Origin of the sequence: Streptomyces sp. NPDC001890 (genome assembly GCF_042891445.1) — a bacterium.
In the GTDB taxonomy this organism is placed as follows: Bacteria; Actinomycetota; Actinomycetes; order Streptomycetales; family Streptomycetaceae; genus Streptomyces.
In genome coordinates this window covers 240,307-254,239 of sequence record NZ_JBIATE010000001.1, presented here as the reverse complement: position 1 = coordinate 254,239, position 13,933 = coordinate 240,307, and the positions used below count along the sequence as shown (strand labels likewise).

Genomic DNA, 13,933 nt, shown 5'->3' with positions numbered 1-13,933 from the left:
ACGGGCAAGGGGGCTCGACACGATGCAGCAGGCACCGGTGCTGGCGAGCGCGGCCGATCCCGCCTCCGAGGTCTGGAAGGCCAACGAGGCGGCGCATCACGCGCTCGCCGACGAGCTGCGTGAGCGGCTCGCCACGGCCAGGCTCGGCGGGGGTGAGAGGGCCCGCGCCCGGCATGTGGCGCGCGGCAAGCTGCTGCCCAGGGACCGGGTGGACACCCTGCTCGACCCGGGTTCCCCGTTCCTGGAGCTGGCCCCGCTGGCGGCCGAGGGGCTGTACGGGGGCGCCGCTCCGGCGGCCGGGGTGATCGCCGGGATCGGCCGGGTCAGCGGCCGGGAGTGCGTGATCGTCGCCAATGACGCGACCGTCAAGGGCGGCACGTACTACCCGATGACGGTGAAGAAGCACCTGCGGGCCCAGGAAGTGGCGCTGGAGAACCGTCTCCCCTGCCTCTATCTCGTCGACTCGGGCGGCGCGTTCCTGCCGATGCAGGACGAGGTCTTCCCCGACCGCGAGCACTTCGGGCGGATCTTCTACAACCAGGCCCGGATGTCCGGGGTCGGGATCCCGCAGATCGCCGCGGTCCTGGGCTCGTGCACGGCGGGCGGGGCGTACGTCCCCGCGATGAGCGACGAGGCCGTGATCGTCCGCAACCAGGGCACGATCTTCCTGGGCGGTCCGCCGCTGGTGAAGGCCGCGACCGGTGAGGTCGTGACGGCCGAGGAGCTGGGCGGCGGCGAGGTGCACTCCCGTACGTCGGGGGTGACCGACCATCTCGCCGAGGACGACGCGCACGCGCTGCGGATCGTGCGCAACATCGTGGCCACCCTGCCGGACCGGGGCGCGCTGCCGTGGTCCGTGCGGCCCGTCGAGGAGCCGAAGGCCGACCCCGCGGGTCTGTACGGCGCCGTCCCGGTCGACTCCCGCACCCCGTACGACGTGCGCGAGGTGATCGCCCGGGTCGTCGACGGCTCGCGGTTCGCCGAGTTCAAGGCCGAGTACGGGACGACGCTGATCACCGGCTTCGCCCACATCCACGGCCACCCGGTCGGGATCGTCGCCAACAACGGCATCCTGTTCTCCGAGTCCGCCCAGAAGGGCGCCCACTTCATCGAGCTGTGCGACCAGCGCGGCATCCCGCTGGTCTTCCTGCAGAACATCTCCGGGTTCATGGTCGGCCGGGACTACGAGGCCGGCGGGATCGCCAAGCACGGCGCCAAGATGGTCACGGCGGTCGCCTGCACCCGCGTCCCGAAGCTGACCGTGGTGGTCGGTGGTTCGTACGGGGCGGGCAACTACTCCATGTGCGGCCGGGCCTACTCCCCCCGCTTCCTGTGGATGTGGCCCAACGCGAAGATCTCCGTCATGGGCGGCGAGCAGGCCGCGTCCGTCCTCGCGACGGTCAAGCGCGACCAGCTGGGCGACGACTGGAGCGCGGCCGACGAGGAGGCCTTCAAGGCCCCGATCCGCGAGCAGTACGAGACCCAGGGCAATGCCTACTACGCCACGGCCAGGCTCTGGGACGACGGTGTGATCGACCCGCTGGAGACCCGGCAGGTGCTGGGGCTGGCCCTGACCGCGTGTGCAAACGCTCCGCTGGGTGAACCCGGCTTCGGCGTCTTCCGGATGTGAGGAACAGATGACGATGTTCGACACGGTTCTGGTCGCCAACCGCGGCGAGATCGCGGTGCGTGTCATCCGCACGCTGCGGGAGCTGGGCGTCCGCTCGGTCGCCGTCTTCAGCGACGCGGACGCGGACGCCCGGCATGTCCGGGAGGCCGACACGGCGGTACGGATCGGGCCCGCCCCGGCCGCGATGAGCTATCTGAGCGTGCCCGCGCTGCTGGACGCGGCCCGTCGCACCGGCGCGCAGGCCGTCCACCCTGGATACGGATTCCTCGCCGAGAACGCGGGCTTCGCGCGGGCGTGCGCCGAGGCCGGGCTGGTCTTCATCGGCCCGCCCGCCTCCGCGATCACGCTGATGGGCGACAAGATCCGGGCCAAGGAGACGGTCGCGGCGGCCGGGGTCCCGGTGGTGCCCGGCTCGTCCGGGAGCGGGCTCACCGACGCCCAGCTGGTCGACGCGGCCGGCGGGATCGGGATGCCGGTGCTGCTGAAGCCCTCGGCGGGCGGCGGCGGCAAGGGCATGCGGCTGGTGCGCGACGAGACGCTGCTCGGGGACGAGATCGCGGCCGCCCGGCGCGAGGCGCGGTCCTCGTTCGGCGACGACACTCTGCTGGTGGAGCGGTGGATCGACCGCCCCCGGCACATCGAGATCCAGGTGCTGGCCGACGCCCACGGCAACGTGGTCCACCTCGGCGAGCGCGAGTGCTCGCTCCAGCGCCGCCACCAGAAGATCATCGAGGAGGCGCCCTCGGTCCTGCTCGACGAGGAGACCCGGGCGGCGATGGGCGAGGCGGCCGTCCAGGCGGCCCGCTCCTGCGGCTACGTCGGCGCGGGCACGGTGGAGTTCATCGTCCCGGGCAACGACCCCGCCTCGTACTACTTCATGGAGATGAACACCCGCCTCCAGGTCGAGCACCCGGTCACCGAGCTGATCACCGGCCTGGACCTGGTGGAGTGGCAGCTCAGGGTCGCAGCAGGCGAGCAACTCCCGTACGGCCAGCAGGACATCGCACTCACCGGCCACGCCATCGAGGCCCGGATCTGCGCCGAGGACCCGGCCCGCGGCTTCCTGCCCTCCGGCGGCACGGTCCTCACGCTGCACGAGCCGCAGGGCGACGGCGTGCGGACGGACTCCGGGCTCGGCACCGGCGGCGAGGTCGGCAGCCTGTACGACCCGATGCTGTCGAAGGTCATCGCGTACGGCCCCGACCGGCCCACCGCGCTGCGCCGGCTGCGGGCGGCGCTGGCGGACACGGTGATCCTCGGCGTCCCGACCAACGCCGGATTCCTGCGCCGGCTGCTCGCCCATCCGGCGGTGGCTGCGGGCGATCTGGACACGGGTCTGGTGGAGCGCGAGGCGTCCGGCCTGGTCCCGGAGGGCGTCCCCGAAGAGGTGTACGCGGCGGCGGCGCTGCTGCGGCACTTTGCCGACTCCCCCACCGACGCCCCCTCCGGCTGGGTGGACCCGTTCTCGGTGCCGAGCGGCTGGCGCCTCGGCGGCACCCCGGCCCGCACGGTGCTCGACTTCCGGCTGCCGGGCCACGACCCGGTGCAGGTCTCGCTGCGCGCCTGCCCGGCGGGTACGGAGCTGACGTTCGGTCACGTCGGGGAGGGCGCCGAACCGCCGCAGCCCGTGACGGGGGCCTGCGGCCCGCTGGCCCCGCTGCCCGGCGGCAGGGAGACGGCCAGGCTGGTCGAGGTCTCCGGGCCCCGGCTCACCCTCGAACTCGCCGGTGTCACCCACACGTTCAGCCACGCCCCCTCCCCGGACGGGGTGTGGCTCGGCCGGGACGGCGACAGCTGGCACGTACAGGATCACGACCCGGTGGAGGCGTCGCTGGCCGGCGCGGGCCGTGCCGGGGCGGACACCCTCGCCGCGCCCATGCCGGGCACCGTGACGGTCGTGAAGGTGGCGGTCGGTGACGAGGTCGTGGCCGGTCAGAGCCTGCTCGTGGTGGAGGCGATGAAGATGGAGCACGTCATCTCCGCGCCACACGCCGGGACCGTGACCGAACTGGACGTCAGCGCCGGCACCACGGTCGCCATGGACCAGATCCTGGCCGTGGTCGCCCCCGTGGAGGCCCCCGTGGCTCCCGTGGAGGAAGCATGACGACATCCCGCCCCCTCCCCATGACCGTCCCGGCCCAGGACCTGCCCGCCCGGGTCCGTATCCACGAGGTCGGCGCCCGCGACGGGCTGCAGAACGAGAAGGCCGTCGTACCGACCGAGGTGAAGGCGGAGTTCATCCACCGGCTGGCCGCGTCGGGCCTGACCACGATCGAGGCGACCAGCTTCGTGCACCCCAAGTGGGTGCCCCAACTGGCCGACGCCGAGGACCTGTTCCCCCGCCTGGCCGACATCGACGGCGTCGCGCTGCCGGTCCTGGTCCCGAACGAACGCGGTCTGGACCGGGCGCTGGCGCTCGGCGCCCGCCGGATCGCGGTGTTCGGCTCGGCGACCGAGACGTTCGCCGCCCGCAACCTCAACCGCACCGTCGACGAGTCGCTCGCCATGTTCGAGCCGGTCGTCGCGCGCGCCAAGGCCGACAAGGTGCATGTCCGCGGCTACCTGTCGATGTGCTTCGGCGACCCGTGGGAGGGACCCGTCCCCGTCCACCAGGTCGTCCGGGTCGCCAAGGCGCTGATGGACCTCGGCTGCGACGAGCTGTCCCTCGGCGACACCATCGGCGTGGCCACACCCGGCCACGTACAGACCCTGCTGGCCGAGCTGAACGAGGAAGGCGTACCCACCGACACCATCGGCGTGCACTTCCACGACACGTACGGCCAGGCCCTGTCCAACACCCTCGCCGCGCTCCAGCACGGGGTGACCACGGTGGACGCCTCCGCGGGCGGCCTCGGCGGCTGCCCGTACGCGAAGAGCGCCACCGGGAACCTCGCCACCGAGGACCTCGTGTGGATGCTCCAGGGCCTCGGTATCGAAACCGGGGTCGATCTCGACGCGCTCACCGCCACCAGCGTCTGGCTCGCCGACCGGCTGGGCCGCCCCAGCCCGTCCCGTACCGTCCGCGCGCTCTCGGCGCGATAGCCACCCCGTCTCCCGTCCCCCGTTTCCCCAAGGAGTGACCCCTGCCATGCCCCTGGACCACCGGCTGACCGCCGAACACGAGGAACTGCGGCGCACCGTCGAGGAGTTCGCGCACGACGTGGTCGCGCCGAAGATCGGTGACTTCTACGAACGGCACGAGTTCCCGTACGAGATCGTGCGCGAGATGGGGCGGATGGGCCTGTTCGGGCTCCCGTTCCCCGAGGAGTACGGCGGCATGGGCGGCGACTACCTCGCCCTCGGGATCGCCCTGGAGGAGCTGGCCCGGGTCGACTCCTCCGTGGCGATCACCCTGGAGGCCGGGGTCTCGCTCGGCGCGATGCCGGTCTACCACTTCGGCACCGAGGAGCAGAAGCAGCGGTGGCTGCCGAAGCTCTGCTCGGGCGAGGCGCTCGGCGCGTTCGGCCTGACCGAGCCGGACGGCGGCTCGGACGCGGGCGGCACCCGGACGACGGCGGTGCGCGACGAGGCCACCGGCGAGTGGGTGATCAACGGCTCCAAGTGCTTCATCACCAACTCCGGCACGGACATCACGGAGCTGGTCACGGTGACCGCGGTGACCGGCCGCAAGGAGAACGGCGCCCCGCTCATCTCCTCGATCATCGTGCCGTCCGGCACCCCCGGCTTCACGGTCGCGGCCCCGTACTCCAAGGTCGGCTGGAACGCCTCGGACACCCGCGAGCTGTCCTTCTCCGACGTCCGCGTCCCGCTGGAGAACCTGCTGGGCGAGGAGGGCCGCGGCTACGCCCAGTTCCTGCGCATCCTGGACGAGGGCCGGATCGCCATCTCCGCCCTGTCCACGGGCCTGGCCCAGGGCTGCGTCGACGAGTCGGTGAAGTACGCCGCCGAGCGCCACGCCTTCGGCCGTCCGATCGGCTCCAACCAGGCCATCCAGTTCAAGATCGCGGACATGGAGATGCGCGCCCACATGGCCCGCGTCGGCTGGCGCGACGCCGCCTCGCGCATGGTGGCGGGCGAACCCTTCAAGAAGGAGGCCGCGATCGCGAAGCTGTACTCCTCGACGGTGGCGGTGGACAACGCCCGCGAGGCGACCCAGATCCACGGCGGCTACGGCTTCATGAACGAGTACCCGGTGGCCAGGATGTGGCGCGACTCCAAGATCCTGGAGATCGGCGAGGGCACGAGCGAGGTCCAGCGCATGCTGATCGCCCGCGAACTGGGCCTGCCGTCCTGACGCACGGGTGACACGACGGGGCGGACCTCTTCGGAGGCCCGCCCCGTTCGTATGCCCGCACTCACCCGCCGGCCACCGCCGTCGGGGAGCCGGTGGCCGGGGCTGTACGGGACGCGCAGTGGCGTGCGCCGGTGACGACGAGTGAGACGTTCTGCCCACCGAAGCCGAAGGAGTTGCTGAGCACGGCCTCCTGGGGGACGTCTCGTCGCTCTGCGACGACATCGAGATCGATGTCGGGACCGACTCCGGCGGCGGTGACGTTGCGGGTCGGCGGGATGATGCCGTGCTCCACGCTGAGGACGGCGATGAGCGCTTCGATCGCGCCGGCGGCGCCGAAGAGATGACCGAGCGCCGCCTTGGGGGCCGTCACGGTGGCGCGGCCGAAGACCTCTCCGATCGCGTGCGCCTCGGCGGCGTCACCGACCGGAGTTCCGGTGGCGTGGGCGTTGATGTGGCTGACCTGCTCGGGAGCCAGACCGGCTTGCGCGAGGGCCTTCCGCATGGCCGAGATCTGCCCGGAGCCGTCGGCGGCGGGCGCCGTGATGTGGTGAGCGTCGGCGGCGATGCCGGCGCCCGCGAGCACCGCGTGGACGCGCGCGCCCCGGGCGTCGGCGTGCTCGGCGCTTTCGAGCACCACGACAGCGGCGCCTTCGCTGAGGACGAATCCGCTGCGGTCCGCAGCGAACGGCCGGGACGCCGACGTGGGTTCGGCGGTATGCCGCGACAGTGCTTTCGCCTGGGCGAAGCCGGCGACGGTGATCGGGGTGATCGCGGCCTCGGTCCCGCCCGCGATGACCACGTCCGCCTCGCCGGAACGGATGAGCCTGGCCCCCAGCGCGATCGCCTCGGCACCGGAGGAGCACGCCGAGACGGGCGTGTAGACCCCGGCCCGTGCGCCGTATTCGATGCTGATCAGCGCCGCCGCCGCATTGGGCATGAGCATGGGGACCGTGCGGGGCGAGACGCGCCGGGTCCCGGCCGCTTCCAGTACGTCGTCCTCCTTCAGCAACGTCCGTACGCCACCGATGCCCGTGCCGATCGCCGATGCGAGCCGGTCCGGGTCCACCTCCGGGGCGCCTGCATCGGCCCAGGCTTCGGCCGCCGCCACGAAGGCCGCCTGCTGCGAGCGGTCGAGCCGTCTGGCCGTTACCGGCGGCAGCAACTCGGCGGGGTCGATCGCCATCGTCCCCGCTGCCGTGTCGGGAAGGCCGACGTCCTCGTGGCCGCGCAGGGCGCCGCCCCGGATGCCGGACTCGCCGGCGAGCAGGGCGTTCCAGGTGGACGCCACATCTGCCCCGAGTGGGGTGATCGCGCCGAGTCCGGTCACGACGACTTCAGTCCGGTGCATGCCCTTCAATCTTTCTTGTATGCGATACAAGCGAACAGCCCTGTTGTATCACATACAATTTTTGCGTGGAGAAGAAACGGACCGAACCCCGATCGACGTCGACCCGATCGCGTGACCGCGGTCGCGCGACGAGGCGCCGGCTGATCGAGGCAACCGCACGTCTCTGCAAGGAGCGGCCCGGCACCGAGGTGAGCGTCGCGGAGATCGCGAAAGCGGCAGGCGCCTTCCCCAATCAGGTCACCTACTACTTCGGCTCCAAGGACTCGCTGCTCGTGCACGCCGCCTTTCTCGGCCTGCTGCACGACGCCCGGCGGATCGAGCGCATCGGTCGCCAAGCCCCCGACGCGGCGACGTTCCGGCGCAATATCGCCCGCGCCGTGCTGGCCATGCCCTCGCTCCCGTCAGTCGCACGAGCACTCGCCGCCGGAATCTCCAAGCCCGAACTCGCCCCCGTGGTCGACCGGCACCTCCAGCTGCTGTTCCGGCAGTCCGAGGGCTACGTGCGCCGACTCATCGACGGCCGCGGCTGGCGGGCCCGCAGGCCGCTCGACGTGGAGGCCAGGACGTTCTGGAGCACCGCGCTCGGTGCGGTGCTGCTCGTCCGCGCCGGGGCACACGGCACCGCCGCCGACCTCGACCTCGCCGGAGCACTGACCATCCACGACGAATCCGATCCCGGCTAAGGGCTGTCCCGTAATCCCTGGTGGATCAGCGTGCGGCGTCGGACGCGGTGCATCGCAAGGCGGAGGGACGCCCGAATACTGGATGTATTCGGGCGTTCCGACAACGCGGCGAGGTGCCGTGGCCGTCGTCGCACGCCCGCCAGGGATTACGGGACAGCCCTCAGGGCTGTCCGGTCGAACGGGCCGGCTCGTGGCCGACGGGCGCGGCGCGGCGGGTCAGTAGCGGTGGCCGGGCCAGTGGGGGTCGTCCCAGCGGGCGTCGCCGGTGAGGCCCAGGAGCCTTATCCGGTGGAGGAGTTCGTCAGGTGCTCCGTGGGCGACGAGCCGGGGGCGGGCGTGGTCGAGCAGCCAGGCCGTCAGTTCGGCGCACTTCTCCTGCCTGTTGTCCCAGGCGTCCCAGGGGAGGTCGTCGCCGAGCAGTTCGTACTCCCAGTGGTCGGCGGCCGCGGCGAGGTGCCGGTCGGCCGTGGTTCCGGGCTGCGACTCCCAGCGGGCCAGCCACGGACGGAGCTCGCCGGACGCCTCGGCGATCAGGGCGAGGAGGTCGTGGGCACAGAGGGCGGGGGCCGGGTCGGTGAGCGTGTCGGCCCACCAGGCGTCGAGGAACTCCCGTACCGCTGCGGCCTGTTCGGCGGGCCACTGCTGCCAGTGGCCACGGGCGAACGAGCGGCCGATGTCGTCCGGGTCGCTGTACGGGTCGGTCCGGCCGGCTACGAGGGACCGGGCGAGCTGAGGGAGTATCCGGCGCAGTACGGAGGGGTGATCGCTCCAGTCGGGCGCCCGCCAGGTGCGGCGCAGCAGGTCGGGGTCCAGCTCCCGGTCCGCCACTTTGAGCCGGGCGAGCTCCTCGGCGCTGCCCCAGTGGCACTCGCAGTTGTTCTCGTCGGGGTGGGCGGTCATTCCGCGGAAGGTGACCGCGAGGCCGTCCAGTGCGGCGTCGAGGCGGCGGCGGGTGGGGCGCGGCGCGGAGTGTGTCATGGGCGTTCGCCTTCAGGGCTCCGGAGGCTGACGCCGGCCGAAGGTCGTCACCTTACCGGGGAGGGAGGGACGGGACGCCGACGGGGCGGGGGCCTCCGCCCCCGCCCCGTCGCAAGGTCAGGCCTTGGCCGTGGCCTGTTCCACCGCGGCGTCGGCGCCGGTGGCGGACTCGGTGCGGCGCGCGGCCGGGATGGCGGCGGCGATCACCGCCGCGACCAGGGCGACGCCGCAGCCGACCATGAGGCCGGTACGGAAGCCGTTCTCGGAGGTGAGGCTGTAGCCGCCCATGGTGACGGTCATCTGGGAGAGGACCACACCGATCACCGCGGCGCCGATCGACGTACCGAGCGAGCGCATCAGCGTGTTGAAGCCGTTGGCGGCGGCGGTCTCGGACAGCGGGACCGAGCCCATGATCAGTGCGGGCATCGCACCGTACGCCAGGCCGACACCGCTGCTGGTCACCATGCCCACCACCATCAGGCCCCACGCGGAGCCCATGAGCACCAGTGCCAGGCCGTAGCCGACCGCGATGACCAGGATGCCGCACACCAGGGTGAACTTCGGGCCCCGGGCGTCGATGAGCTTTCCGCCGAGCGGGGAGACGATCATCATCATGATCCCGCCGGGTGCCAGCCACAGGCCCGCCGCGAGCATCGACTGGCCCAGGCCGTAGCCGGTGGCGGAGGGGAGCTGGAGCAGCTGCGGCGCGATCAGCATGCTGGCGTACATGCCGAAGCCGACGAAGACGGAGGCGAGGTTGGTCATCAGCACCCGGGGACGCGCGGTGGTGCGCAGGTCGACCAGCGGATCGCGGGTACGCAGCTCCCACCGGCCCCAGGCGAGCAGTACGACGACGGCGGCGGCGAACAGGCCGAGCGTGGTGGCCGAGCCCCAGCCCCAGTCGGCGCCCTTGGAGACCGCGAGCAGCAGGCAGACCAGGCCCGCCCCGAGACCGAGCGCGCCGAGCACGTCGAACCGCTGCCCCTTGGCGCCGGCCGGCACATCGGGGATCAGGAACCAGATCAGCACCGCGACCACGGTGGCCAGGGCGGCCGAGCCCCAGAACAGCACCCGCCAGTTCGTGTACTGGGCGACCGCCGCGGCGATCGGCAGGCCGAGCGCGCCGCCGATGCCCATGGAGGCGCTGACCAGCGCGATGGAGGAGCTGAGCTTCTCCGCCGGGACCACGTCACGCAGCAGGGCGATGCCGAGCGGCAGCACCCCCATGCCCATGCCCTGCAGACCGCGGCCGACGATCATGGGGACGACGGACGAGGAGAGCGCGCACACCACCGAACCGGCGATCAGCGGCACGGAGCACACGAGCAGCATCCGGCGCTTGCCGACCATGTCGCCCAGGCGTCCGGAGACGGGCACGCAGACGGCGGACACCAGCAGGGTGACGGTGATCACCCACGCCGCGTTCGAGGGGGTGGTGCTCAGGATCTGCGGCAGTTCCGCGATGAGCGGGGTGACCAGGGTCTGCATGATCGCCGCCGTGGTGCCGGCGATGGCCAGCGTGGCGACTACACCGCCGCTGCGGGTTGATGGCTGGGGCGCGCCCATCCGGGACTCCTCGGGTATATGTCGGAAGAAGACTATGCATCGTACACACTTCATGCATCGAGCACGTTATATGTACGCTGCATAGACCTGTGGGAGGATGAGACCCGACATCCGGAAACACGCCGGGACGCCCGGACGACAACAGGAGGCGGCAGGCGCATGGCCAGGCCCACACACGAGGTCGAGTACGAGCAGATGCTCCTCAGCCGCCACGGCCTCCTGCAGAACAAGGGCGGGCGGCGCAAGGACGGCCTGATGGACCGCAGCGCCTACATCCTGCTCAGCCGCGTCCGCGTCCAGGGGCCGATGTCGATCGGGGAGCTCAGCGACGCCTTCGGGCTCGACGCCTCCACCCTCAACCGGCAGACCGCGGCGGCCATGCGCGCCGGACTCGTGGAACGCATCCCGGACCCCGAGGGCGGCATGGCCCGCAAGTTCCGGATCACCGACGAGGGCGCCCGCATGCTCGACGCGGAACGCGAGGGCCTCGTCGACTCCCTGGAGCGGGTCATGGCCAACTGGTCGGACGAGGACATCTCCGGCTTCGCGGCCTACCTGAGGCGCTTCAACACCGACATCGAACGCCTGGCCGGCCGCCCCTGGCCGCGCCCCTGACCGCTCGCGACGCACGGGCCGCGGCCGACGCACGGGAGCGCGGCGTGTCGGCGGAAGGGCCCGCGGTACGGCCGGCCGGGGAATCCGCTCGACAGTGCGCCGTCCCGCCCGGCAGAGTCCGTCCATGAAGCCGCAGCACTGGCCCCTGTACGGGCTCCGCCTCCGCACGCCCCGCCTGGAACTACGCCTCCCCGACCTGGAGTTGCTGGACGGCCTCGCGTCGGTCGCCGCCGGTGGGGTGCACGCGCCGGACGAGATGCCGTTCACCGTCCCCTGGACCGACGTACCGCCCGAGGAGCGCGGCCGGGCGGTGTTCCAGCACGTGCTGTCCACCGTCGCCGACTGGTCGGCGCGGGACTGGGCGCTGAGTCTCGCCGTGCTGCACGAGGGCAGGGTGGTCGGGCGGCAGGACCTGACGGCCGAGGACTTCGCCGTGACCGGCCAGGTCAGCACCGGATCGTGGCTGGGCCTGGCCCACCAGGGCCGGGGCATCGGCACCGAGATGCGGGCCGCCGCCCTGCATCTCGCCTTCGCCGGCCTCGGGGCCCGGACCGCGGTGTCGGCCGCGATGACCGACAACCCGCGCTCGCTGGGTGTCTCGCACCGGCTCGGCTACCTGCCGGACGGCCTCACGGTCGCCGCCGTACGGGGAGTGCCCGTCACCCTGCAGCGGCTGCGGATGGACCGGGCGCGCTGGGAGGAGTGCCGGAGCATCGAGGTCACCGTCGAGGGACTCGAAGGCTGCCGGGGGGAGTTCGGGGCATGACACTGCTGGTGCACACCTTCGTGTACGACGGGCCGGGGAAGCTGCGGCTGCTCGACGACCCCGAGGACGGCAGCGACATGGCCGGGTTCGAGAGCAGCCGGACCAGACTCTGGGGTTCGGAGCACGCGCGGGCCGTCGGGGCCCGGTTCCTTCCTCGGCTGGCCGCCGACGACCTGTACGTACAGCCGGAGGAGGTCGAGGACTTCCTCGCCGAGTGCGAGCTGCTGCGCGGGCACACGGCGGAGCTCGGTGCGCACAGCGGCTACGGGGAGAAGTACGTGGCGGCCCGGCTCGCCAACATCACCCGGGCCGCGCTGCGGGCCCGGCCGGTGGGCGGCGGGGTGCTGGTCTGGTGAGCGGCGACGACCGGAAGCGAAGGAGGGGCGCACCGGGTCCGTCCGGCGACCCGAGGCGCGTGGTCGCCGGACGGGCCCGGTCAGTTCACTGAGCCGCCCAGGGGACCTGCGGCGCCCGGTAGTAGTTGATGCCCAGCGCCGAGAACCTCGGCCCCAGCGCGCCGAGGCGCACCTTGTACGTGTCCCAGTCGTGCGTGGCCGCGGGCGACCAGCCGAGCTCCGCGACCCCGGGCAGCCGGGGGAACGCCATCTGCTCGATCTCGTCGCTGTTGGTCAGGGTCTCCGACCAGAGCGGCGCCTCGACTCCGAGAATCGACTCCGCCGGGGCACCGGCCAGGTACGTCGCCGGGTCCCAGTCGTACGAGCGCTGCACCGAGACGTAACCGGCCCAGGCCAGGCCCAGCTTGGTGTCCTTGTCGTACTTCATGTCGAGGTAGCTGCGGTCGGCCGGGGACAGCACCAGCTTCGTGCCGTTCACGGCGGCGGCCGCGACCTGCTCGCGTTCGGCGGCGCCCGTCCTGTCGTAACCCCAGTACTGGGCGACCGCGCCCTTCACCGGGGTGCCCCCGGTCAGCTGGTGCCAGCCGATCACGGTCTTGCCGTACTTGCCGACGATGGCCTGCGCCTTGTCCATGAAGGCCACGTAGTCCTCGTGGCTGGTGGAGTGCGCCTCGTCGCCGCCGATGTGGAGGTACTTGCCCGGGGTGAGCTCGGCGAGCTCGCGGATCACGTCGTCCACGAAGTCGTACGTGACCTCCTTCGGCACGCAGAGCGAGCTGAAGCCGACATTGGTGCCGGTGTACAGCGGCGGCGCGACCCCGTTGCAGTTCAGCTCCGCGTACGAGGCGAGTGCCGCGTTGGTGTGGCCGGGCAGGTCGATCTCCGGGACGACCTCCAGGTAGCGGGAGGCCGCGTACCGGACGATCTCCCGGTAGTCGCTCTTGGTGTAGTAGCCGCCGGGGCCGCCGCCGACCTCCGTCTGCCCGCCGTACGTGGCGAGCCGCGGCCAGGAGTCGATGGCGATCCGCCAGCCCTGGTCGTCGGAGAGATGCAGATGGAGCTTGTTCATCTTGTAGAGGGCGAGCTGGTCGATGTACCGCTTGACCTCGCCGACCGAGAAGAAGTGCCGGGAGACGTCGAGCATCGCGCTGCGGTACCCGTAGCGCGGCATGTCCGTGACCGTGCCGCCCGCGACGGTCCACGGACCCTGCTGGGGGCTCTTCTTCTCCACGTCGGCCGGGAGCAGCTGCCGGAGCGTCTGGACGCCGTGGAAGAGCCCGGCGGGGCCGCGTGCGGTGATGGTGACGGAGCCCCGGCTCGACTTCAGGCGGTAGCCCTCGGCGCCCAGTTCACCGTTGCCGGGGTCGAGGCGCAGCCGGATGCCGTCGCCCGCGTCGCCGGTGACCGGCAGCGCGTATCCGGTGGACGGACGCAGCACGCCCGCCAGGTAGTCGCCGACCTTCCGGGCCTCGCCGGAGCCGTCGACGCGGATCCTGGTGTCCGCCGTGATGGTGTACGGGGTGCCGCCGGGCCTCGCCTCGGCGGGGGCGGGCACGATCTGGTCGAGCGGACGGGGTGCGGCGGCGGCCGGGCCGCTGTCCGCCGCCTGCCCTTCCGCCGCCGCGCCGATACCGGAGATCCCGGCCGCCGTGACGAGCAGCAGCGAGCCGAGAAGACGGGGAAGTGCGGTGCGCTGTGTCCTGTGCAGTCTCACAAGCCGGGTCCCTTTCGACGGG

12 protein-coding genes are annotated in these 13,933 nt (G+C 72.1%); 8 read left to right on the top strand and 4 right to left on the bottom strand.

Annotated features, from left to right (window positions below; translation table 11 throughout):
* The first annotated feature begins 22 nt into the window (after nt 1-22).
* The 4 genes from ACFYY1_RS01125 to ACFYY1_RS01110 are packed head-to-tail and all read left to right on the top strand — an operon-like array spanning nt 23 to nt 5,885.
* Entirely contained in the window at nt 23-1,630 is a 1,608-nt protein-coding gene (locus ACFYY1_RS01125; protein WP_388579167.1) for a carboxyl transferase domain-containing protein, read from the top strand.
* 13 nt (nt 1,631-1,643) lie between these two features.
* The gene (locus tag ACFYY1_RS01120; RefSeq protein WP_388579164.1) at nt 1,644-3,734 is read left to right on the top strand and encodes a biotin carboxylase N-terminal domain-containing protein; all 2,091 of its coding nucleotides are present in this window, start codon (nt 1,644-1,646) and stop codon (nt 3,732-3,734) included.
* Nucleotides 3,731-4,672 carry a hydroxymethylglutaryl-CoA lyase gene (locus ACFYY1_RS01115; RefSeq protein ID WP_388579163.1) on the top strand — a complete coding sequence of 314 codons (942 nt, stop codon included), beginning with the start codon at nt 3,731-3,733 and terminating at the stop codon, nt 4,670-4,672. Before ACFYY1_RS01120 ends, ACFYY1_RS01115 begins: the two co-directional genes overlap by 4 nt.
* A gap of 46 nt (nt 4,673-4,718) precedes the next feature.
* Entirely contained in the window at nt 4,719-5,885 is a 1,167-nt protein-coding gene (locus tag ACFYY1_RS01110) for an acyl-CoA dehydrogenase family protein (RefSeq protein WP_388579161.1), read from the top strand.
* 61 nt (nt 5,886-5,946) lie between these two features.
* Here the strand turns inward: ACFYY1_RS01110 and ACFYY1_RS01105 are convergent, their stop codons facing one another.
* Nucleotides 5,947-7,233 carry a beta-ketoacyl-[acyl-carrier-protein] synthase family protein gene (locus ACFYY1_RS01105; RefSeq protein ID WP_388579158.1) on the bottom strand — a complete coding sequence of 429 codons (1,287 nt, stop codon included), beginning with the start codon at nt 7,231-7,233 and terminating at the stop codon, nt 5,947-5,949.
* A gap of 65 nt (nt 7,234-7,298) precedes the next feature.
* Between ACFYY1_RS01105 and ACFYY1_RS01100 the strand changes: the two genes are divergently transcribed.
* Nucleotides 7,299-7,916 (top strand): TetR/AcrR family transcriptional regulator C-terminal domain-containing protein, encoded by a 618-nt coding sequence (locus ACFYY1_RS01100; RefSeq protein WP_388579156.1) that lies wholly within the window; start codon nt 7,299-7,301, stop codon nt 7,914-7,916.
* A 216-nt stretch (nt 7,917-8,132) separates the two neighbouring features.
* On the opposite strand, the gene ACFYY1_RS01095 is transcribed toward ACFYY1_RS01100, so the two are convergent.
* Both ACFYY1_RS01095 and ACFYY1_RS01090 read right to left on the bottom strand, forming a co-directional pair.
* Complete coding sequence (locus ACFYY1_RS01095; RefSeq protein ID WP_388579153.1) at nt 8,133-8,894, bottom strand: hypothetical protein; 762 nt, start codon at nt 8,892-8,894, stop codon at nt 8,133-8,135.
* Between the two features lie 117 nt (nt 8,895-9,011).
* Nucleotides 9,012-10,460 (bottom strand): MFS transporter, encoded by a 1,449-nt coding sequence (locus ACFYY1_RS01090; protein WP_388579151.1) that lies wholly within the window; start codon nt 10,458-10,460, stop codon nt 9,012-9,014.
* 159 nt (nt 10,461-10,619) lie between these two features.
* Here ACFYY1_RS01090 and ACFYY1_RS01085 point away from each other — a divergent pair, with 159 nt between their 5' ends.
* The 3 genes from ACFYY1_RS01085 (at nt 10,620) to ACFYY1_RS01075 (ending at nt 12,197) form a co-directional block, all read left to right on the top strand.
* Nucleotides 10,620-11,075: a MarR family winged helix-turn-helix transcriptional regulator gene (locus ACFYY1_RS01085; protein WP_388579148.1), complete on the top strand. Its 456-nt coding sequence runs from the start codon at nt 10,620-10,622 to the stop codon at nt 11,073-11,075.
* Nucleotides 11,076-11,199: 124 nt separating this feature from the next.
* On the top strand, nt 11,200-11,841 hold the full coding sequence (locus ACFYY1_RS01080) for a GNAT family N-acetyltransferase (protein ID WP_388579146.1): 642 nt from the start codon (nt 11,200-11,202) through the stop codon (nt 11,839-11,841).
* On the top strand, nt 11,838-12,197 hold the full coding sequence (locus tag ACFYY1_RS01075) for a hypothetical protein (RefSeq protein ID WP_388579143.1): 360 nt from the start codon (nt 11,838-11,840) through the stop codon (nt 12,195-12,197). Before ACFYY1_RS01080 ends, ACFYY1_RS01075 begins: the two co-directional genes overlap by 4 nt.
* An 85-nt stretch (nt 12,198-12,282) precedes the next feature.
* Here the strand turns inward: ACFYY1_RS01075 and ACFYY1_RS01070 are convergent, their stop codons facing one another.
* Nucleotides 12,283-13,911, bottom strand: a complete 1,629-nt coding sequence (locus tag ACFYY1_RS01070; protein ID WP_388579140.1) for a beta-N-acetylhexosaminidase — start codon at nt 13,909-13,911, stop codon at nt 12,283-12,285.
* Nucleotides 13,912-13,933 lie beyond the last annotated feature (22 nt).